Below are 21,239 nucleotides of genomic sequence, written 5' to 3'. Positions count from 1 at the left end.
ACGCATAGCCGCTCGCCGCTCTCCCCGCTTGTGGGGGAGATGCCCGGCAGGGCAGAGGGGGGTGCTGCCGGCAAACCCGTTTGTTCCCGACGTCCCCGCCACCGTCGTGTCGCTGCCCTTATCGCGCTGCCAATCGGCTTCGCCACAGCAATCCTCGCAGCCATCGCCGGTCTCGAATGGGCTGACCGGACTTTCCCGCCACCGCTCGAGCGCGCCCAGGTCTTCTCGCGCGAAGTTCTCGACAAGGATGGAAACCTGCTGCGCGCCTTTGCCACCCCGGACGGCCTGTGGCGGCTGAAGACGACGGTCGGTGATGTCGATCCGCGTTTCCTCGACATGCTGGTCGCCTATGAGGACCAGCGGTTCCGCCAGCACCACGGCGTCGATCCGCTGGCGCTCGGCCGTGCGGCGCTGCAATTCGTCACCAATGGCCGCATCGTATCGGGCGCCTCGACGCTTTCCATGCAGGTGGCGCGACTGATCGAGCCGCGCGAGCGGCGTTCGCTGACGGCGAAGCTGCTGCAACTCGCCCGCGCCGTCCAGATCGAACGGCGCCTCAGCAAGGAAGAGATCCTCGAGCTCTATCTGACCCACGCCCCCTATGGCGGCAACCTCGAAGGCGTGCGTGCCGCGAGCCTCGCCTGGTTCGGCAAGGAGCCGCGGCGCCTCTCGATCGGCGAAGCGGCGCTGCTCGTTGCCCTGCCGCAATTGCCGGAGAAGCGCCGGCCGGACCGCAACCTTGCCGCCGCCGACGCCGCGCGAGAACGGGTCCTCGCGCGCGCGGCAGTCACCAAGGTCATCGGCGAAGGCGAGGCGGAACGGGCGGCGATGACCGCCATCCCAACCCGCCGCCTGCAACTCCCGGCCCATGCGGCTCATCTGGCAGAAACCGCGCTGCGCAAGGACCCGACGGCGCTCCGGCACCAGACGACGCTGCGCCGCGACATCCAGCGCGGTCTCGAAGCCGTCGCGCGTGAAGGTGCCCAGCGGTTGGGGCCGAAAGTCTCGGTCGCGATGCTCATGGCCGACGCCAGGACCGGCGAGATCGTCGGCGAAGTCGGATCGGCGGATTATTTCGACGCCAGCCGCTCCGGGTGGATCGACATGACTCGGATCACCCGCTCGCCGGGATCGACGCTGAAACCCTTCATCTACGGGCTTGCCTTCGAGGAAGGCCTCGTCAGCCAGGAGACGATCATCGAGGACCGACCGGCCGATTTCTTCGGCTACCGGCCGCGCAATTTCGACATGAGCTACCAGGGTGATGTCAGCATCCGCCAGGCCCTGCAGCTTTCCCTCAATGTTCCGGCCATCCGGCTGCTCGATGCGGTCGGGCCGACGCGGCTGATGGTGCGCTTCCGCCGCGCCGAGGTGCGGCCGAAGCTGCCGCCGAACGAGGCGCCGGGACTGGCCATCGGTCTCGGCGGCGTCGGCATCACGCTTCGCGACCTCGTCCAGCTCTATGCGGGCCTGGCCAATCGCGGCTGGCCGGTGCGGCTCGGCGACGGCATCGAGGGCAAACCGGGGCTGATCGACGGAGAGCCGCTGCTTTCGACGGTCGCCACCTGGCAGGTCGCCGATATCCTTTCCGGCGTGCTGCCGCCGACCGGAAGCCGCCAGCGCGGCATCGCCTACAAGACGGGCACCAGCTATGGCTATCGCGATGCCTGGTCGGTCGGTTTCGACGGCCGCTACGTACTCGGCGTCTGGGTCGGGCGGCCGGACAATGGCGCCGTGCCCGGACTGACCGGCTATGGTGCGGCCGCGCCGATCCTTTTTGAAGGTTTTGCCAAGGCCGGCATTGCCATCACTCCGCTGCCGGATGCCCCGGCCAGCGCCGTCCGCCTCGCCCAGGCCGATCTGCCGATCGGCCAGCGGCGTTTCTCGATGACGGCGAGCGGCCTGCCCACCACGTCGATCCGTGAAGCCGCCCCGCAGATCGTCTTCCCGCCGGAGGGAGCGCGCGTCGATCTCGGCGCCGCCGCCGGCCAGACGTTGACGCCCTTGACGCTGAAACTGCAGGGCGGGCGGGCGCCGTTCCGGTGGCTGGCGAACGGCCAACCGCTGCCGGACGTGACGCGCCGCCGCGTCAGCCAATGGCTGCCCGACGGCGGCGGCTATTCGACACTGACTGTCATCGACGCGCTGGGACGCGCCTCGAGCGTACGCGTCTTCGTGGAATGAAGCCGATGTAGGCAGGCTGAAGTCCATTGGTCGGAAGGCCGCAGCGCTTCCGACCAATCGCTCCTACATCAGGCTGAGATTGCAGTCTTCGCTTCGGCGCCTCGAGGCTCCCGGCGCGGCGTCACCATCACCAGCGGCATGCCCGCCTCCAGGCAGGCCGCAATGAAGGCCTCCCGAGCCACCGCCGCCGGTGTCATCCTGTTGAGTGCCCGGCGGCAGGTGCGCAATGCGCGCTCGTAGCGCTCTCCTTTGCGCAGCGGCCACTCGTTCTCGAGAAAATCGACCGCCTCATAGACGGAGGTAAAGGTGCGTTCCAGGCCGTTTGAAAGCCGTACCGTGAGCGGGACTGTCCAGGGAATCTCATTGAGAAGCATTTTTTCCTCCTTTCCGATGCCATCAACGGATTACGCGCAAAGAGATATTTGGCGTGGAGAAGGCAGATTCAAGAACCCCGAAAAGGCCGAGTTTCGCACTCCGTCTGAGGGCCGCGAGAAACGGTCAAATGGATGTGAAATGCCTCTTGAATCCTCTGTTTCAGTGACTAAATCGACTGTGCGGGCCGCCTTTCAGGGGTCCTACAGTCGAGGAGCTCCGTCCTCTTCGGCGCTCCTCATCGTCCATGTTGCTCAAGGAGGATATGGCTATGAGAACAACCTTCGATTTCTCCCCCCTGTCACGCTCCAGCGTGGGTTTTGACCACCTGTTCGAGCTGCTCGACTCGGCAAATCGCATGGCGCCGGCTGACAACTGGCCGCCTTACGACATCATGCGCCTTGGCGAGAGCCAATATCGTATAGCGATGTCGGTTGCGGGCTTCAGCCCGGACGAACTCACCATCACGCACGAGCAGCAGCTGCTTGTCGTCAGCGGTGAGAAGGCCGATGAGGGCAATGCGGAATATCTCTATCGCGGTATCGCCGCACGAAACTTCGAGCGCCGCTTCCAGCTTGCCGATTATGTGATGGTCACCGGCGCAAACCTCGCCAATGGTCTGCTGACGATCGATCTCGTCCGCGAACTTCCCGAGCAGATGAAGCCGCGGCGCATCGATATCCAACAGGCTGACGCGCTTCCCGCCGGCGACGCCGGCAAGCAGATCGAAGGCGACAAGCACGCCGCCTAGCGCACGGTGAAGCAAGACCCGCCGGAGCGCCGGCGATGCCGGCACTTCGGCCGCACAGAGACAGCGTGCGGGACGCTGGATACCGGCATTGGGTATCCCGTTCCGCCAAGGAAAGGAGCTGAAAGATGAACGTACGTGATCTCATTCCCTGGGGCCGCGGCCAGGAACAACTTCGGGCAACCTATCGTGAAGGTGATCGCAACCCCTTCCTCGCGCTTCATCGGGAGATGAACCGCCTCTTCGATGATGTCTTCCGTGGATTCGACAGCCGACTGCCCATGGCCTCTGGATATTCCGGGTTCGGAGCCGGCTGGCCGAGCGTCGAAGTCTCCGATCGGGAGAAGGAAATCAAGCTGACCGCGGAACTGCCGGGTCTTGAGGAAAAGGACGTCGAGCTTTTCATCTCCGATGGCGTGCTGACGCTCCGCGGTGAAAAGCGCTCCGAGAGCGAAGACCAGGAGAACCAGTTCTCGGAACGCTTCTATGGTCGCTTCGAGCGGCGCATTCCGCTTGGATATGACATCGATGAAAGCAAGGTGAACGCGACGTTCCGCAACGGCGTGCTGACCGTAACCCTTCCGAAGACGGAAGACGGCCAAACCAGGGCGAAGCGCATCGCGATCAACAGCCAGTAGCTCCGGTCATTCAGAATCGGCAATAGGCACCAATTCAAACGGCTATCGCCGTTTCCTCGCTTTCGAAACGGAGACCGGAACTGCCGGTCTATGCCAGTTCAGCGTTCTTTGGGGCCAAGTGCTTTGCTGGCCCCTCCCGCCGCTGCTTCATCGGCTGCCCCGCCACATAGACTTCGGCAACGCAGCGGTCGTCGCCCATCGTCTGCAGGACGAAGAGTTCTTCCGCAAGCGACGATGCCACGCGCATCCTGAGCTCCATCGCCGGCTTGGCGCGGCTGTCGAGGATGGCGATGTCGGCATCCGCGCCGGCATACAGCGAACCGATCCGGTGCTCGAGGTCCAGCGCGCGGGCATTGCCGAGCGTCATCATGTAGAAGGAATTGAATGGCGAGAGCCGCTGGCCCTGGAGGTGCAGCACCTTGTAGGCCTCATCCATGGTTTCGAGCATCGAGAAGCTCGTTCCGGCGCCGACATCGGTCGCGACCGCGTGGCGGGCGCCGAGCTTGTCGAAACGGTCACGATCGAAGAGGCCACTGCCGAGGAACAGGTTGGAGGTCGGGCAGAACACACCGACAGCACTCGTTTCGGCGAGCACCGAAATTTCCCGGTCGCTCATATGGATGCAATGGCCGAGCAACGTCTTGCGGCCAAGAAGGCCGTAGCGCGCGTAGATGTCGGTATAGTCCTTCGCTTCCGGGTAGAGCGACGTGGCGAAGGCGATCTCGTCCTTGTTCTCGGACAGATGCGTCTGCACGTAGCAGTCCGGATGTTCGGCGACGAGCGCCCGGCTCATCTCCATCTGCTCGGGCGTCGAAGTGATGGCAAAGCGCGGGCTGATCGCATAATGCGCCCGGCCACGGCCGTGCCACTTGCCGATCAGGTGCTTCGTTTCGTCAAAGCCTTGGCCGGGCGTGTCACGCAGCGCCTCGGGGGCGTTGCGATCCATCATCACCTTGCCGCCGATCATCAGCATGTTGCGCTCTTCGGCCGCCGTGAAGAAGGCGTCGACGCTTTCCGGATGTACCGAACAATAGGCGACGGCCGTCGTCGTGCCGTTGGAGAGCAGCTCGTCCATGAACCGGCCGGCGATAAGAGCGGCGTGTTGCGGCTCCTTGAACTTCTGCTCCTCGACAAAGATGTAGGTGTTCAGCCACTCCAGCAGCTGCGCGCCATAGGAGGCGATCGCCTGGGTCTGCGGGAAATGCAGGTGCGTATCGATGAGGCCCGGCAGGACGAGGTTGGGGCGATGATCGGCGATCCTGACGCTGCTGCCGGCCTGCCTTGCCACGTCAGCGTAGGAGCCGACATCGGCAACCTTGCCATTCGCGACGAGAACGGCGCCGTCCTCGTAGTATCGATAGGCGCGGGTATCGTCGATACCCTCGGGCTCCCTGACGAAGGTCAGTACACGGCCGCGGATCAGCACATCAGTCATTGAATCGTTCCTTCCTTCACGGCCGTCTCGTACCAGGAGGCCAATACCTGCCGTTCCTCTTCGGTGATGCCGGTGACATTGGCGGGCGGCATGGCGTGCGAACGCCCTGCCTGCAGATAGATTTCGCGGGCATGCTCGACAATGTCGCCGTCGCTTTCGAGGACGACGCCCTTCGGCGGCACGACGATGCCCTCCCAGCCGGGCTCGCGCGCATGGCACATGGAGCAGCGGCCGAGCACCGTATCGCGGACCTTCGAGAAATCCGCCGCTGCGACCACGGCCTGCTCGGCAGTGGCCGCCCTCGCCTCACCGCCCTCGGTAAGAACCTTGGGCACCGTCGAAAGCCACATGATGACGATGAAGAGGAGCACCGTGACCAGCCAGGTCCAGGTCGGCGCGCCCTTGCGGGCGTGCTGCGTGTTGAACCAGTGGCGGATGGTGACGCCCATCAGGAACACCAGCGAAGCGATGATCCAGTTGTATTGCGTGCCGAAGGCGAGCGGATAGTGGTTGGACAGCATCAGGAACAGCACGGGCAGCGTCAGGTAGTTGTTGTGCGTCGAGCGCTGCTTCGCCTGCTTGCCGAGCGCCGGATCCGGCGTGCGACCGGCGATCAGGTCGGCGACGACCTTCTTCTGGTTCGGGATGATGATGAAGAACACATTCGCCGACATGATCGTCGCCGTGAAGGCGCCGAGATGCAGATAGGCGGCGCGGCCGGTGAAGAGCTGGGTATAGCCCCAAGCGACGGCGACCAGAATGAAGTAGAGCAGCACCATCAGCCGCGTGTTGTCGTTGCCGAGCGGCGAGCGACAGATCGTGTCATAGGCAAGCCAGCCGAAGCCGAGCGATGCCAACGAGATGGCGATGGCCGTCGGCTTCGAGACGTCGAGCACGCTCGGATCGATTAGATAGAGGTCGGCGCCGGCATAATAGACGAGCGCCAGCATGCCGAAGCCGGAGAGCCAGGTGACGTAGGACTCCCATTTGAACCAGATCAGGTGCTCCGGCATGTTCTCCGGCGCGACCAGATATTTCTGGATATGATAGAAACCGCCGCCATGGACCTGCCACTCTTCGCCATAAGCCCCGACCGGCATGCCGGAGCGCTGCCGCAAGCCCAGGTCGAGCGCGACGAAATAAAAGGATGAGCCGATCCAGGCGATGCCGGTGATGACATGCAGCCACCGCACCGCAAATGTCAGCCAGTCCCAGGCAATGGCATATTCGTACATAGAGGCCTCCCATTTCTCTAAAACGCGTCGCGTTCAAACGAACGACGTGACGCGCTTTAGATCTTTGTCTTCATGCATGCCGTTGTCCCAACACCGCTGCGCGCTTTCGGGAGACATGCATTGGGCCGCATTATGTGTCATTGCTTGAGGGGGTGAGAAATGCCGCGAGTTCAGCAACTCTTTCAAAAAAAACTATAAAATGGGCGAGCCGCCGTCGCGGTAATCTGGGCCTTGAGGAGTGGAGGCGGGAGCATGTCCTATCTCGATAATGTGCGCGTCTTCGTGCGCGTGGTGGAACTTGGAACGCTATCGGCCGCTGGCCGCGACCAGCGCGTCACCCCGGCCGTCGCCAGCAATAGAATCAAGGAGTTGGAGCGGCATATGGGCGTGCGCCTGTTCAACCGCACCACCCGGAAATTGACGCCGACGGAACATGGCCGCGTCTTCTACGACGGTGCCGTCAAGATCCTCGAAGCGGTCAACGAGGCGGAAAGCGCCATCGCCGATCTGTCGCGCAACCCCAAAGGGGCTGTGCGGATTACCGCTCCGCTCGGCATAGGTCGCAGATTGATCGCATCCGGCGTACCGGAATTCCATGACCGCTATCCGGATATCGAGGTGCGGCTGCGCCTTTCCGACCGCAATGTCGATATCCTGAGCGAAGGCATCGATGTCGCCTTCCGGCTCGGGATCCTCGAGGATTCGAACCTGCGGATGCGCGGCATCATGAACTGCGACCGGGTGCTCTGCGGCGCTCCAGCCTATTTCGACAAGCGCGGCGTTCCAGGAACCCCGGACGAGCTCATCACCGACCACCACGATTGCCTGCTGCTGCGCTATCCCGGCTCGAAGGAATATTACTGGACGCTGCAGACGCCGGAGGGCGCGCGCAAGTTCGAGGTCGGCGGACCTTACGATTCAGACGATGGCGACGTGCTGACCCAATGGGCACTTGACGGCCGCGGCATCATCAACAAGCCGCTCTTCGAGGTGAAGCAATATATCGACGAGGGCACGCTTGTGCCCATCCTTCGCGAAACGCCGCCGCTCGGCGCGCAGCTTGCGGCGATCTATCCGCACAAGCGTTTCCAGGATCCGAAGGTGCGCCTGATCATCGACTTCATGGCCGAGCGCTGCCAGCGGCTGATCGGCAGGATGCTTACAGAGCCCGCAGCGACGCGGGAACGGTCGAGTGCGTGAGGCGTGGGGGAGGCCTGTTACGCCTTCACTGGCTTCTGCATTTTTTGCGGCGTCCTACCATCGGTCTGGTCGCGGCTCAGCGCCGCCGTCATGATTTCAGCCGCAGCGAGCGCCGCAATCACAGCAGGCCGCTTGTCTTTCACCGCCGTGCCGCCGATCGGGCAAACGAGCCGGTCGAAGAGGTCGGGGCGTTCTATGTCGCGCGTCAGCCAGCTCCTGAAGGTGGCGCGCTTCGTCTTCGAACCGATCATGCCGACATAGCAGGCGTCCTGGCGGGCCAGTGCTTCCGCCGCAATCAGGAAGTCCAGCGCATGGTCGTGAGTGAGGATGACGAAGGCGCTGCCGGGCGGGGCGTCGCGGACGACGGCCTCGGGCATCGCCGTCAGGCAGGTCTCGATATCAGGCACGTCGACGGCCGAAAGCTCCTCTTCGCGGGTGTCGACAAGCACCGTCCTGACTGGCACCAGCGACAGCGCCATGGCGAGCGCATCGCCGACATGGCCGGCCCCGAAGATGTAGACATGCGGCCGGCGCGCGATTTCGGTGTCGCTGCGCTCGATCAGTGCGGCTCGGGTTTCAGGATCGACAGCCTTGAACGCCAGCGCGACCCGCCCGCCGCAGCACTGGCCGATCTCCGGGCCGAGCGGAATCGCCAACCGGTTATCGCTGACTGTGCCCTTGAGCAACTGCCGGGCATGGTCGATCGCCATATATTCCAGTTGACCGCCGCCGATCGTGGCAAAAATGCGATCTACCGCAACTAGCATCCAGGCATCGGTATCGCGCGGCGTCGAGCCGGCCGCTCCAGACACCTCGACGAGAATGCAGGCCGCGTTGCCGCTCAGGAAATGCCTGATGTCCTCTCTGCTCGCCATGCCTGTCACTCGTTCACTTTGCGGCACTTCTTCGCGGCTCGCCGCGCAGCCGTTCGATCGCCATCAGTACGCGCTCCGGTGTTGCCGGCGCATCGATGCGCGGCGGAATACGATACTCCGCAACGCTTGCCGCTGCCATGGATATCGCCTCGAGAACGGAAATGCCCAGCATGAAGGGCGGTTCCCCGACCGCCTTCGACCGGCGGATCGTCTCCTCGCGATTGATCGACCACTCCGCCAGCCGCACATTGAAAACGCGCGGGCGATCGGAAGCGAGCGGGATCTTGTAGGTGGAGGGCGCATGGGTGCGCAGCCGCCCTTTCGCGTCCCACCACAGTTCCTCCATCGTCAGCCAGCCCATGCCCTGCACGAAGGCACCTTCCACCTGGCCGACGTCGAGCGCCGGGTTCAGCGACTTGCCGACGTCATGGAGGATGTCGGTGCGCTCGACCTGGTATTCCCCGGTCAACGTATCGACGGTGACCTCCGAGCAGGAGGCGCCGTAGGCGTAGTAGTAGAAAGGACGTCCCCTCCCCTCAGAACGGTTCCAGTGGATCTTCGGCGTCTTGTAGAAACCGGCCGCCGAGAGCTGGATGCGGGCCGCATAGGCCGCCTTGATGAAATCGGCAAAGGCGATGCGCTCGCCGCCAATCCGCACCGTGTTCGGCTCGAAGGCGACATCGGCCCCGTCGACACCGTAGCGTTCGGCCGCGAAGCGTATGAGCCGCGCCTTGATCTGCTGCGCGGCATTGGTGGCTGCCATGCCGTTCAGATCCGACCCCGAGGACGCGGCCGTCGCCGAGGTGTTCGGCACCTTGCCGGTCGAGGTGGCCGTCACCTTGATGCGGTCGAGATCGACCTGGAACTCGTCCGCCACGACCTGGGCAACCTTGGTGTAGAGCCCCTGCCCCATCTCGGTGCCGCCGTGGTTGAGCTGGATCGAGCCATCCGTATAGACATGGACGAGAGCGCCGGCCTGGTTATATTCGGTCTTGGTGAATGAGATGCCGAACTTTACCGGCGTCAGCGCGATGCCGCGCTTGATGACATGGTTCTCGCGATTGAAGGCGAGAACCGCCTCGCGTCGCGCGGCATAATCCGCCGAAGTTTCGAGTTCCTCGATGATCCGGCCGATGATGTTGTCTTCCACCGTCTGGTGATAGGGCGTCAGGTTGCGCCCCTCGCCGCCGTAGAAATTCAGCTTGCGGATTTCGAGCGGATCCTTGCCGAGCGTGTAGGCGATATCCTCGATCATCCGCTCGCCGCCGACCATGCCCTGCGGTCCGCCGAAGCCGCGGAAGGCGGTGTTCGATACGGTATTGGTCTTGAGCGGATGCGAGCGCAGCCGGACGTTCGGGTAGAAATAGCAATTGTCGGCGTGAAAGAGCGCGCGGTCGGTCACCGGCCCCGAAAGGTCGGCCGAAAAGCCGCAGCGCGCCGCAAAGACGGCGTCCACGGCCTCGATGCGGCCGTCGTCGTCGAAGCCGAGCTTGTAGTCGACATGGAAGTCGTGGCGCTTGCCGGTCGCCGTCATGTCGTCGTCGCGGTCCGGGCGAACCTTGACGGGACGACGGTATTTCCTCGCGGCGAGGGCCGCGACCGCCGCGAAGAGATTTGCCTGCGTCTCCTTGCCGCCGAAGGCGCCGCCCATGCGGCGGACGTTTACGGTGATCGCGTTCGAGGGCAGGCCGAGCACCTGGGCGACCATGTGCTGCGTCTCGCTCGGATGCTGGGTCGAGGCAATGACGGTCACCTCGTCGTCCTCGCCGGGGATCGCGAAGGAGATGTGGCCTTCGAGATAGAAGTGATCCTGACCACCGATCCGCATCTCGCCCTCGACGACATTCTTGGCCTTGGCGAAGCCGGCATCGATATCGCCGCGCTCGAGCTTCAGCGGATCGATCACCAGCGGATAGTTGGCGGCCGCGGCCTCGGCGACGTCGGTCACATGCGGCAGGTCGCGATATTCGATCTTCACCTTTGCGCAAGCGCGGCGGGCGGCGTCGCGCGAGGTGGCGATCACCGCGAAGATCGGCTGGCCATGGAACTCGACCTTGCCAGTCGCAAACACCGGATCATCGTGCTTGTGGGCCGGGCTGATATCGTTCTCGCCCGGAATGTCCTCGGCCGTCAGGACGCCGACGACGTTCGGGCTGTTCTTCACTGCCTCGAAATCGATCGACAGGATTTCGGCGTGGGCGCGCTGGGACAGACCCAGATAGCCGTGCAAGGTGCCGGCCGGCTCGGCAATGTCGTCGATATATTCGGCCGTGCCCGACACATGCTTGTGGCCGGATTCGTGGCGTTCCTTTTCGTGGACGCCACCGCGGATGCGGTCGATGGGCTGCATCACGTTCATCGGTCCACCCTCCTAGACAGCCACCGCGACAGCGCGGTCGATACGGACGTTCCGGGTTTCCTGCGTTTCCAGATAGAAGCGCCGCAGGAGGTTCTTGGCGACGAGCATGCGATAATCCGCCGAGGCGCGCCAATCGGTCAGAGGCGTGAAATCCTGTTCGAAGCCAGCCAAGGCAGTGTTGACCGCCGTTTCGCTCCAGACCGCACCCTTGAGCGCCGCCTCGACAGTCGACGCGCGCTTTGGCGTGCCGGCCATGCCGCCGAAGGCGAGCGCCGCATCCGCAACCCTTCCTTCGCCGTCGAGCGTTACACGGAACGCGCCGCAGACGGAGGAAATATCCTCGTCGAGCCGCTTTGAAACCTTGTAGACGGCGAACCGATCGGCCTCGGCCAGGAAGGGAATCCGGACGGACTCGACGAACTCGCCGGGCTGGCGGTCCTGCCTGCCATAGTCGATAAAGAAGGATTCGAGCGGCAGCGTCCTTCGTTTGCCGCCCTTGCGCAACGTCACCGACGCACCAAGCGCGATCAGCGCCGGCGGCGTATCGCCGATCGGCGAGCCGTTGGCGATATTGCCGCCAACCGTGCCCATGTTGCGCACCTGCTCGCCGCCGATCCGGTCCCAAAGCTCGCGTAGTTGCGGGAAGTGGCGGACAAGCACGGCATAGGCGTCGGTGTAGCTCACTCCGGCCGCCAGCGTGAACCCGTCGGCGTCGACGGAAATCCGGCGCAGTTCTTCAAGATGGGAAAGGTGAACGACCGGCGCGATGTCGCGCATGAACTTCGTCACCCACAGCCCGACATCGGTCGACCCGGCAACGATCGTAGCCTTCGGACTGGCTTCGAGGACAGCAGCAAAGTCGTCCAGCGAACCCGGCAGCACGATACGTTCGTCCTCACTGCCGAGCTCGACGCGGCGGCCGTCCCTGAGGGCCGCAAGCCGGCGCGCGATTTTTTCGCGCTCGGCCACCAGCGGGTCCTTGCCGAGCTCTCCGATCGACGAAATCGCTTGCGCCGCGCGGATGATGGCGGCGTAGCCGGTGCAGCGACAGAGATTGCCCTGCAGCGCCTTCTCGATTTCCTGAACACTTGGCTTGGGATTTTCCATCCAGAGGCCGTAGAGCGACATGACGAAGCCGGGCGTGCAGAAGCCGCATTGCGAGGCGTGCGTATCGACCATGGCCTGCTGCACCGGGTGAAGCGGACCATCCGGCTGGGCGAGCGCCTCCACCGTCACGACATGACAGCCGTCGAGCGATGCGACGAAACGGATGCAGGCATTGACCGATTCGTATTTCAGCCTGCCGTCATAGAGGCGGCCGACGAGCACCGTGCAGGCGCCGCAGTCGCCTTCGGCGCAACCTTCCTTGGTGCCGCGCAGGTTGCGGTCCATGCGCAGGAAATCGAGCAGGGTCTGGACCGGCGAGACATCTGCAAGCTCGACCTCGCGGTCATTCAGGCGGAAACGGATCGTATTGCGGATTTCGATCGTCATGGCCGCTCAGCTCCCGCGATAGGTGGAATAGCCGTAGGGCGAAAGCAAAAGCGGCACGTGGTAATGCGCGTCATGATCGGCGATCCCGAAGCGGATCGGGATGACATCCAGGAACGGATTGGTGCGATCGGCGCCCAGATACTCGCCGGCGTGGAAGCGCAGTTCGTAAACGCCGCTCTGCATCGATGCCCCGCTAAGCAGCGGCTCATCGCAACGGCCGTCGTCGTTGGTCCGGGCAGAAGCGAGGCGCTCTTTCCACTCGCCATCGAGGCGGTAAAGCTCGATGCGCAGCTTCGCCGCAGGCTTGCCGCTCGCCGTATCCAGCACATGGGTCGTCAGGCGACCGGCGTTTCCGCCATCAATCTGCATGCGTGTCGCTCCTCCAGCTCACTTTCGACGCATGAAGTATCCGAAGCGGCAGCGCGTTTGGGTAGCGGGCCCGGGCTTCGAGACTTTCAAATTTTTCGAGGGGAATAGGCCTGGTTCATTGCCGGTACGAATTGGCGTCTGCAGATAGTATCAGGAGGAAAGTTGCATGAGATATCCCCGTGATCTCCAAGGTTACGGCCCTAATTCCCAGGTCATTTGGCCAAATGAAGCGCGGATAGCCGTACAATTTGTCATCAATTACGAAGAAGGTGGCGAAAACTGCGTGCTGCATGGTGACGCGGCATCGGAAGCGTTCCTGTCGGAAATCGTCGGCGCGCAGGCCTGGCCCGGCAAGCGTCACTGGAATATGGAGTCGATCTACGAATATGGCGCGCGCGCCGGCTTCTGGCGGCTGCACCGCCTGCTTGCCGACAGGCAGGTGCCGGTGACCGTCTACGGCGTCGCGACGGCCCTGAAGCGATCGCCGGCGCAGGTCGCAGCCATGCAGGATGCCGGCTGGGAAATCGCCTCCCATGGCCTGAAGTGGATCGAGCACAAGGATTTCAGCGCCGCGCGGGAACGCGCAGAGATCGCTGAGGCGATCCGGCTTCACACCATCGTCACCGGCGAACGGCCGCGCGGCTGGTATACCGGCCGCTGTTCGCAAAACACCCTCGACCTCGTCACCGAGGCCGGCGGCTTCGACTATGTGTCCGACTCCTATGCCGACGACCTGCCCTATTGGCACGAGCACGACGGTCGGCATCAGCTCGTCATTCCCTATACGCTCGATGCCAACGACATGCGGTTCGCGACGGCTCAGGGCTTCAACAGCGGCGACCAGTTCTTCAGCTATCTGAAGGACAGCTTCGACGTGCTCTATGCCGAGGGGAAAGCGGGATCGCCGAAGATGTTGAGCATCGGCCTTCACTGCCGCCTTGCGGGCCGGCCCGGCCGGGCGGCGGCGCTGGCACGCTTCATCGACTACGTGAAGAGCCACAGCAAGGTCTGGCTGGCCCGCCGTGTCGACATTGCCCGCTATTGGGCGGAAGCCTATCCGTTCCAGCCGAACGAAGATCGTCCGTCGCGGCTGTCGGAAGAGGCCTTCGTCGCCCGATTTGGCGGGATCTTCGAACATTCCGACTGGATCGCCAGACGCGCCTTCGCGGGCGAGCTTTCTGCCGCCAATGACACGGCGACCGGCCTGTGCGCGGCATTGACCGCTGTGTTTCGCGAGGCGAGCGAGGCGGAACGGCTCGCCGTCCTTCTCGCCCACCCGGACCTTGCCGGCAAGCTCGCGCAGGCCAAGCGCCTGACCGAAAGCTCGACCAACGAGCAGGCCTCGGCCGGCCTCGACGCCCTGACGGATCGCGAGCGCGAGCGATTTACCGAGCTCAATGCAGCCTATGTCGAGAAGTTCGGCTTTCCCTTCATCATCGCGGTCAGGGGCCGCAGCAAGGACGACATCCTCGCCGCCTTCCAGAGCCGGATCGACAACGACCGCGACACCGAGTTCGAAACCGCCTGCCGGCAGGTGGAGCGGATCGCGCTGCTGCGGCTGCGGGACGTGCTGCCGGGCTGACGGGAAAAGGACAATCTCGAACGCTGATGGCCGGCCCCAGTGTTGCGGGCCGGCCATTTTTATATGCGGATAACGGTTGGATCGAGCAGCTTCAGGTGTGCGCCGCTTGCCTCAAAGCCCCCTCCCCAACCCCTCCCCAGAGGTGGCAGGGGCTAGGTGCCCGCAGCGATCGCCTACCCCATATTTCGGCGTCCGCGCTTGTGGAAACGGTCAGACAAAAGCCTAAACGGTTCGATGGGTTAAGCCCCTCCCCCTTGTGGGGAGGGGTTTGGGGCGGGGATTTGCTAAATGCCACACCCACGCATCACCCCCCGAAGAAGGCGAAGCGCACGACGAACAGGGCGGCGACGATCTGCGTTGCGGGATGGATGACGCTCCACTTGCCGGTGCAGACCTTGAGGACCACGTAGCTCACGAAGCCGAAGGCGAGGCCGTTGGCGATCGAGTAGGTGAAGGGCATGGCGATCGCCGTCAGCGCTGCCGGTGCCGCTTCGGTCAGGTCGTCCCACTCGATTTCGGTGAGCTCGCGCATCATCAGCCCCGCCACGTAGAGCAGTGCCGGCGCCGTCGCGTAGGATGGAACGGCGGCAGCGAGCGGCGAGATGAAGAGGGCGGCGAGGAACAGCACCGAGATGGTGAGTGCGGTGAGACCCGTACGCCCGCCGGCCTGCACGCCGGAGGCGCTTTCGACATAGGCCGTGGTGCTGCTGGTGCCGATCAGCGAGCCGGCGATGATCGCCGAGCTGTCGGCGAGCAACGCGCGCCCGAGGCGGTTCGGCTTGCCCTCTTCGACCAGTCTCGCCCGCTTGGCGACGCCGATCAGCGTGCCTGTGGCGTCGAAGACCTCGACGAGCACGAAGACGAGGATGACATGGACGAGACCGCCGTGCAGCGCGCCCATGATGTCGAGCTGCAGGAAGGTCGGTGCAATGCTCGGCGGTGCGGCAACCACGCCCTTGAACTCGGAAACGCCGAGCAGCATCGACAGGATGGTGACGACCAGAATGCCGATCAGGATCGAGCCGCGGACCTTCAGCGAGTCGAGCACGGCGATGACGAAGAAGCCGAGGATGGCGAGCAGCGGCCCGGTCTGCTTGAGGTCGCCAAGGCCGACCAGCGTGGCCGGGTTGTCGACGACGATGCCGGCGTTCTTCAGCGCGATGATGCCGAGGAACAGGCCGATACCGGCCGCAATGGCGCTGCGCAGCGAATGCGGGATGCCGGCGATCAGCCAGCTTCTGACCCCGGTAACGGTCAAGAGCAGGAAGATCAGGCCGGAGATGAACACGGCGCCGAGCGCCTGTTGCCAGGTGAAGCCGAGGGCGGCGACGACCGTGAAGGCGAAGAAGGCGTTGAGGCCCATGCCTGGTGCCATGCCGATCGGCCAGTTGGCGACGAGCGCCATGACGGCCGAGCCGAGGGCTGCCGCCAGACAGGTCGCAACGAAGATCGCGTCGCGATCCATGCCGGTGGTCGACAGGATGTCGGGGTTGACGAAGATTATGTACGACATCGTCAGGAATGTCGTGAGACCGGCGACCACCTCCGTGCGGATCGTCGTGTCATGCTCTTTCAGTTTGAAAAGCCGTTCGAACATTATTCCTCCCTGAGATCACTCAGACCCTGGGTGAGCCCAAGATCCGGAACGTGATCGATCCTCCTAGATTGGAGCGGACACCCGCTCGCATTTTCCTGATCCCGCTCTGGCAGCCGTCATCGCGACATGGCCGAACGCCTGAGACCGGAACGCTGCTCCTCCAACATCCGGTCGCTCATATTTCGATCGCGGCGTCCAAGCGTCTGCGATCCTGGCCGTGCGGCCTCGCCGAACGGGAGCCCCGTGCAGCCCGACAATTGTGCGACGTCGCGCGCATGATCGCTAGCCGGCCATTTCGACGGCGCATGCGAAAGACTTTCAAATTTTTGAAGGCATTCCGTCGGATTTTCCTGGGAAAATTGCCCCGCAGCCGACAATGCGGTCAAACGGCTCTGCTGCGGCTCAGGCCGCGGAATTCATATGATCAATGCAGGCGAAAGCGGGTCGGTTCGCTAATGCAAGCCACCGACCCCCAGCAGCCTTTCAACGGCCGCGTGATCCTTCGAGAGCGAATCCGGGGTGCCGCTCCAGGCAATCCGGCCTCGCTCCAGGACGATGACCTGATCGGCGAAATCCAGCGCGCTCTGGATGCGCTGTTCGACCAGCAGGATCGTCATGTCGCCGGTCTTGGCGAGTTCGGCGAAGGCCTTCATCAGTTCCTCGCAGATGACGGGCGCCAGCCCTTCGAGCGGCTCGTCGAGGAGCAGCACGGAGGGCCGACCGAGGATCGAACGGGCGGTCGACAGCATCTGCTGCTCGCCGCCGGAGAGCTGGGACCCGAGGTTCCTGCGTCGCTCGTAAAGGCGCGGAAACATCCCATAGGCCTCCTGGAGTGCGCTCTTCGGACGGCCCTTAAGACCCACGAAGAGGTTCTCCTCGACCGTCAGCGTCGGAAAGACACAGCGTGCCTGCGGCACGAAACCCAGGCCATGCCAAGCGCGTGACGCGCTCGGCAGCGCCGTGACATCCGTCTCGCCCAACACGATGCGCCCGTCATAGCGGCGTGTCTGGCCGGCGAGCGTGGCAAGCAGGGTCGTCTTGCCCATGCCGTTGCGGCCGAGCACGGCGAGCCGCGCACCGGCCGGCACCGAAAAGGAAACCCCTTCAAGCACTCGCGTCGGTCCATAGCCGGCCGACAGGTTTTCGACTTCAAGCGGCGTGGCCGGCATTGGCATAGCTCCCGAGATAGGCCTCGCGCACGCGCGGATCCTTGGTGACGTCCGACGGCGAGCCGTCGAAGATGATCGTGCCGGCAGCGAGCACGATGACGCGCTTGGCAAAACGGAAGACGAGATCCATGTCGTGCTCGATCATCAGCACGGCAAGATCGGCCGGAAGGTCGGCGAGCGCCTGCTCGATGCGGCCGGTATCGCTTTGCGGCACGCCGGCGGCCGGCTCATCGAGGAGCAGCACCCTCGGCTTCAGCGCCAGCGCCACCGCGATTTCCAGCAGCCGCTGCTGGCCATAGGCGATCTCGCTGACGCGCCGGTGCATCAACTCGCTGAGACCAAGCTTACCGAGCAGTTCGGCAACCTCCGCCATGACTTCGGGCATGGCAAGGAAATGGCCGAACATGCGGCCCGCCCGGCCGTCACGCTGCAACACCGCAAGCGCCACGTGCTCGGCCGGCGTCATCTCCTGGAAAAGGCGCGTCACCTGGAACGAACGCACCAGGCCGCGCCGCACCCGCCCGGTCGCGTCGATGCGGGTCACGCTCTCGCCACCGATCAGGACGTCGCCGGAGTCCGGCGTCAGGTTGCCGGTGACGAGGTTGACGAAGGTGGTCTTGCCGGCGCCGTTCGGGCCGATCAGCGCGACGCGGTCGCCCGGCGCCATGGCGAGGCTGACGTTGTTGGTGACGGCGAGGCCGCCGAAGGAGCGTTTCAGGCTGCGGACTTCGAAGATCGTGCTCATCGGCCCGCCCTCCGCCGTCCGGCCGCAAGATCGGCAACCGTGCCGTAGAGACCCTTCGGCGCGAAGAGCACGACGGCGATCAGAAGCGCCCCGACCATCGTCAGCCAGTGGAACGGATTGGCGGCGGAGACGACATCCTCGAAGAACATGAAGACGATCGTGCCGGTGAGCGCGCCGAAAAGCGAGCCGGTGCCGCCGAGGACCAGCATGACCAGGCTTTCGGCCGACAGCGTGAAGGAGAGGCTGTCGAGGCCGACGACCTGGGTGGAGATGGCATTGAGCGCGCCGCCCGCGCCGGCAACCGCGCCGGAAATCACATACATCTTCATCAAGGCCAGCTTCGGCGAGGCGCCCATGGCGCGGATGCGGATCGGGTCCTCCTTGACGCCGCGGCAAAGCATCCCAAAGGGCGAGCGGACGACGAGCCGCAGCAGCGCGAAGACGAGAGCAAGGAGAATGATGCCGAGCACATAGGCGGTGCGGCCCCAAAGATCGAATTCGAAATAGCCGAGCAGCGGATCGGGCGCGATGCCGGCGAGGCCGTCGCTGCCGCCTGTCCAAGAGGAGGCCTTGTTGGCGAATTCGTGAAACAGATGGATGAGCGCGATCGACAGGACAAGTTGCGGAAGACCGTGCGCTCGCAGGATGACGACACCGCAGACGAGCCCCGCAACCGCACCGCCGAGAATTCCGCAGGCAAGCATCAGCAGCGGATCGGTAATGCCAAAATGCACCGCGGCAATGCCGGACGCATAGGCGCCCGTGCCGAAGAGCGCAGCATGGCCGAGCGTCGCCACGCCGCAATAGCCAGTGACGAGGTCGAGGGAGAGAACCAGAAGCGCGATCGCCGTCATGCGGGTGAGCAGCGCGAGGTTGTTGGGAAACAACAGGTAGCCGACCACGGCCAGCCCGAGGATCACCGCCAGACCGGCGAGGTCGCGGCCGCGCCTGCGCCCCTTGCCCTGGGCGCCCGCCAGCGCATCGCTCATCGTTGCCATGGTCATTGTCCCGCCCTTCCGGCAAGGCCGCGCGGAAAGACGCAGACGATGGCGATGACCGCAAGGTAGAAGAAGAATTCGCCGAACTCCGGCACGAGGTAGCGGCCGGCCGTGTCGATGCCGCCAAGCAGCAGGCAGGCGACAAGCGCCCCCGGTATCGATCCGGCCCCGCCGACAGACACGACGACCAGGAACGTCACCATGTAGCGCAGCGCGTAATAGGGCTCGACCGGCAGCAGTTCGGCGCCGACGACGCCCCCCAAGGCTGCCAGACCGACCGCGACCGCGAAGCTCACCGCATAGACGATCTCGGTGCGGACGCCGAGAGCCGCCGCCATCGCCGCGTTGTCGACGGCGGCCCTGAGCTTCACGCCGAAGGCCGTCTTCTCGATCAGGTACCAGAGGGCAACCGCCACGCCGAGACCGCAGCCAATAGCGAAGATCCGATGCGTGGCGATCGACCGGAAGCCGAGATCGACCGATCCCTGCAGCGCCGGCGGCAGAGGGACTGTCTTCAGCGTCGGGCCGAAGACGTAGTTGGCGATGCCGATGATGCAGAAGGTGATGCCGATCGTCATCAGCACCTGGGTGAGTTCAGGCGCGCCGTAGATGCGTCGGTAAAGCAGGCGCTCGATCGGAACGGCGATGACGATCGTTCCGAACACGGCAAGCAGCACCGCAAATCCGTAGCCGAGACCCAGGTCGCGCGCCGCGTAGGAGGCGATGTAGCCGCCGATCATGGCGAAAGCGCCATGGGCCAAGTTGACCACCCGCATGAGGCCCATGGTGACGGAAAGACCGATCGAAATCACGAACAGCACCATGCCGTAAGCGAGTGCGTCGACCGCTATGCTGAAGACCGTTTGCATGACCCACCCTGTTTCAGAGCGGGGCCGGCGGCCCCGCATCCAATTCCACCAACCGGTTACTTCAGCGCCGCAAGACCGGGATCGCCCTGCTTCTCGAAGGTCGCGATCTCCTTGTTGTAATAGGAGCCGTCCTCGGCCTTGGCGACTTCGCGCAGGTAGATGTTCTGGGTGATATGGCGGGATTCCGGATCGATCGACACGGGGCCGCGCGGGCTCGTCCAGGAAAGTCCCTTGACCGCATCGACCGCCTTCCCAGCGTCCTGCTCGCCGCCCGTCGCCTCGATCATCTTGTAGATGACATGCATGCCGTCATAGGCACCGACCGAGGGGAAGGAAAGCTCGGCCGGGTTGCCGATCGCCTTCCCAGCCGCCTCGACAAAGGCCTTGTTCTCCGGCGAATCGTGCGAGACCGCATAGTGGAAGGTCGTCTGGATGCCGAGCGCGGCTTCGCCAAGTGCCGGCAGGTCGGATTCCTGCGTCAGGTCGCCCGGCGCGAAGAACTTGATGCCGGCATCCTTGAGCCCGTTTTCGTTAAAGGCCTTGACGAAACCCAGCGTCGTCGGACCGGACGGCAGGAAGGCGAAGAGCCCTTCGGCGCCCGAATCCTTGACGCGCTGCATGATCGGCGAGAAATCATTGGTGGCAAGCGGCATGCGGATCGCCTCGACGATCTGGCCTCCCGCCGCCTCGAACCCCTTCTTGAAGGCGTTCTCGGCATCGACGCCCGGTCCGTAGTCGCTGACGACCGAAATGACCTTCGAGACGCCGGCATCCTTCGCCACCTGGGCGATCGGCGTCGATGTCTGCCAGAGCGTGAACGAGGTGCGCACGACCAGCGGGCTCTTGGTGACGATCGCCGAGGTTGCGGCATTCATAATGACCAGCGGCACGTTCGCCTGCTCGAGAAGCGGCGTCACGGCCATTGCGTCGGGGGTGAAATAGAAGCCGGCGAGATATTGCACGCCCTCCTTGACGACAAGCTCCTGCGCCAGCCCCTTGGACTGCGCCGGATCGGGCTGCGGCACGTCCCGGTAGATGATTTCGAGGTCGTCGTCGCCGACCTTGCTGCCGTTCAGCGCCATATAGGCGTCGATGCCGGCCTTGAAATTCTTGCCCTGCAGCGCGAACGGACCGGAAAACGGCCCGATGACGCCGATCTTGATCGTGTCGGCGTGGGCTGTCCCGGCAATTGTGAGTGCCGCCAGCGCGGCGAGAATAGTCCGTTTCATGTTTCCTCCCCACGACGTCCGGCTCGCTCCCGTCCGGCGCCGTCCAATGATCAATTGTATTTCTTGATCGCCGTCAGTTTGACATGTGGAACGATGTTGAAAAATGAAAGATAACCCGCTCCACATAACTTTCTAGTTATG

At 64.0% G+C, this 21,239-nt stretch carries 18 protein-coding genes; 5 read left to right on the top strand and 13 right to left on the bottom strand.

Translation table 11 applies throughout. The features are described from left to right. The first annotated feature begins 39 nt into the window (after nucleotides 1-39). Nucleotides 40-2,184, top strand: a complete 2,145-nt coding sequence (pbpC, locus tag NGR_RS06085; protein ID WP_240545063.1) for a penicillin-binding protein 1C — start codon at nucleotides 40-42, stop codon at nucleotides 2,182-2,184. A gap of 68 nt (nucleotides 2,185-2,252) precedes the next feature. On the opposite strand, the gene NGR_RS06080 is transcribed toward pbpC, so the two are convergent. Continuing rightward, complete coding sequence (locus NGR_RS06080) at nucleotides 2,253-2,558, bottom strand: DUF982 domain-containing protein (RefSeq protein WP_015887373.1); 306 nt, start codon at nucleotides 2,556-2,558, stop codon at nucleotides 2,253-2,255. 269 nt (nucleotides 2,559-2,827) lie between these two features. Between NGR_RS06080 and NGR_RS06075 the strand changes: the two genes are divergently transcribed. After that, nucleotides 2,828-3,307: an Hsp20 family protein gene (locus NGR_RS06075; RefSeq protein ID WP_015887372.1), complete on the top strand. Its 480-nt coding sequence runs from the start codon at nucleotides 2,828-2,830 to the stop codon at nucleotides 3,305-3,307. Nucleotides 3,308-3,432: 125 nt separating this feature from the next. Beyond that, nucleotides 3,433-3,942: an Hsp20/alpha crystallin family protein gene (locus tag NGR_RS06070; protein WP_015887371.1), complete on the top strand. Its 510-nt coding sequence runs from the start codon at nucleotides 3,433-3,435 to the stop codon at nucleotides 3,940-3,942. A gap of 88 nt (nucleotides 3,943-4,030) precedes the next feature. Here the strand turns inward: NGR_RS06070 and guaD are convergent, their stop codons facing one another. Then, nucleotides 4,031-5,377 (bottom strand): guanine deaminase, encoded by a 1,347-nt coding sequence (gene guaD / locus NGR_RS06065; protein WP_015887370.1) that lies wholly within the window; start codon nucleotides 5,375-5,377, stop codon nucleotides 4,031-4,033. Next, nucleotides 5,374-6,612, bottom strand: coding sequence for a urate hydroxylase PuuD (locus NGR_RS06060; protein ID WP_015887369.1), 1,239 nt, complete (start codon nucleotides 6,610-6,612; stop codon nucleotides 5,374-5,376). Before NGR_RS06060 ends, guaD begins: the two co-directional genes overlap by 4 nt. Before the next feature lie 252 nt (nucleotides 6,613-6,864). Between NGR_RS06060 and NGR_RS06055 the strand changes: the two genes are divergently transcribed. Further along, complete coding sequence (locus NGR_RS06055; protein WP_015887368.1) at nucleotides 6,865-7,812, top strand: LysR family transcriptional regulator; 948 nt, start codon at nucleotides 6,865-6,867, stop codon at nucleotides 7,810-7,812. Nucleotides 7,813-7,829: 17 nt separating this feature from the next. Here the strand turns inward: NGR_RS06055 and xdhC are convergent, their stop codons facing one another. The 4 genes from xdhC to uraH are packed head-to-tail and all read right to left on the bottom strand — an operon-like array spanning nucleotide 7,830 to nucleotide 12,909. Continuing rightward, nucleotides 7,830-8,687 carry a xanthine dehydrogenase accessory protein XdhC gene (xdhC, locus tag NGR_RS06050; RefSeq protein WP_015887367.1) on the bottom strand — a complete coding sequence of 286 codons (858 nt, stop codon included), beginning with the start codon at nucleotides 8,685-8,687 and terminating at the stop codon, nucleotides 7,830-7,832. A 13-nt stretch (nucleotides 8,688-8,700) separates the two neighbouring features. Continuing rightward, nucleotides 8,701-11,046 (bottom strand): xanthine dehydrogenase molybdopterin binding subunit, encoded by a 2,346-nt coding sequence (xdhB, locus tag NGR_RS06045; RefSeq protein ID WP_015887366.1) that lies wholly within the window; start codon nucleotides 11,044-11,046, stop codon nucleotides 8,701-8,703. A 12-nt stretch (nucleotides 11,047-11,058) separates the two neighbouring features. After that, nucleotides 11,059-12,540 (bottom strand): xanthine dehydrogenase small subunit, encoded by a 1,482-nt coding sequence (gene xdhA / locus NGR_RS06040; protein ID WP_015887365.1) that lies wholly within the window; start codon nucleotides 12,538-12,540, stop codon nucleotides 11,059-11,061. A gap of 6 nt (nucleotides 12,541-12,546) precedes the next feature. After that, nucleotides 12,547-12,909 carry a hydroxyisourate hydrolase gene (gene uraH, locus NGR_RS06035; protein ID WP_015887364.1) on the bottom strand — a complete coding sequence of 121 codons (363 nt, stop codon included), beginning with the start codon at nucleotides 12,907-12,909 and terminating at the stop codon, nucleotides 12,547-12,549. Nucleotides 12,910-13,075: 166 nt separating this feature from the next. Here uraH and puuE point away from each other — a divergent pair, with 166 nt between their 5' ends. Next, the gene (gene puuE / locus NGR_RS06030; RefSeq protein WP_015887363.1) at nucleotides 13,076-14,491 is read left to right on the top strand and encodes an allantoinase PuuE; all 1,416 of its coding nucleotides are present in this window, start codon (nucleotides 13,076-13,078) and stop codon (nucleotides 14,489-14,491) included. Between the two features lie 304 nt (nucleotides 14,492-14,795). Here the strand turns inward: puuE and NGR_RS06025 are convergent, their stop codons facing one another. The 6 genes from NGR_RS06025 to NGR_RS06000 all read right to left on the bottom strand — a co-directional run bounded on the left by NGR_RS06025 (nucleotide 14,796) and on the right by NGR_RS06000 (nucleotide 21,098). Further along, nucleotides 14,796-16,088: an NCS2 family permease gene (locus tag NGR_RS06025; protein WP_015887362.1), complete on the bottom strand. Its 1,293-nt coding sequence runs from the start codon at nucleotides 16,086-16,088 to the stop codon at nucleotides 14,796-14,798. A 452-nt stretch (nucleotides 16,089-16,540) separates the two neighbouring features. Then, nucleotides 16,541-17,257 (bottom strand): ABC transporter ATP-binding protein, encoded by a 717-nt coding sequence (locus NGR_RS06020; RefSeq protein WP_015887361.1) that lies wholly within the window; start codon nucleotides 17,255-17,257, stop codon nucleotides 16,541-16,543. Then, on the bottom strand, nucleotides 17,238-18,002 hold the full coding sequence (locus NGR_RS06015) for an ABC transporter ATP-binding protein (protein ID WP_015887360.1): 765 nt from the start codon (nucleotides 18,000-18,002) through the stop codon (nucleotides 17,238-17,240). Before NGR_RS06015 ends, NGR_RS06020 begins: the two co-directional genes overlap by 20 nt. Further along, nucleotides 17,999-19,000 (bottom strand): branched-chain amino acid ABC transporter permease, encoded by a 1,002-nt coding sequence (locus NGR_RS06010; RefSeq protein WP_432654005.1) that lies wholly within the window; start codon nucleotides 18,998-19,000, stop codon nucleotides 17,999-18,001. The genes NGR_RS06015 and NGR_RS06010 overlap by 4 nt, the downstream gene beginning before the upstream one ends. A gap of 2 nt (nucleotides 19,001-19,002) precedes the next feature. Then, a complete protein-coding gene (locus NGR_RS06005) occupies nucleotides 19,003-19,869 on the bottom strand; it encodes a branched-chain amino acid ABC transporter permease (protein ID WP_015887358.1) in 867 nt (288 codons plus the stop codon). Nucleotides 19,870-19,925: 56 nt separating this feature from the next. Then, nucleotides 19,926-21,098 (bottom strand): ABC transporter substrate-binding protein, encoded by a 1,173-nt coding sequence (locus tag NGR_RS06000; protein WP_015887357.1) that lies wholly within the window; start codon nucleotides 21,096-21,098, stop codon nucleotides 19,926-19,928. Between the last annotated feature and the right edge of the window lie 141 nt (nucleotides 21,099-21,239).

It is taken from the genome of Sinorhizobium fredii NGR234, assembly GCF_000018545.1.
Lineage (GTDB): Bacteria > Pseudomonadota > Alphaproteobacteria > Rhizobiales > Rhizobiaceae > Sinorhizobium > Sinorhizobium fredii_A.
The sequence above is the reverse complement of the archived record's forward strand: the minus strand, read 5'-3'. Positions and strand labels throughout refer to the sequence as shown.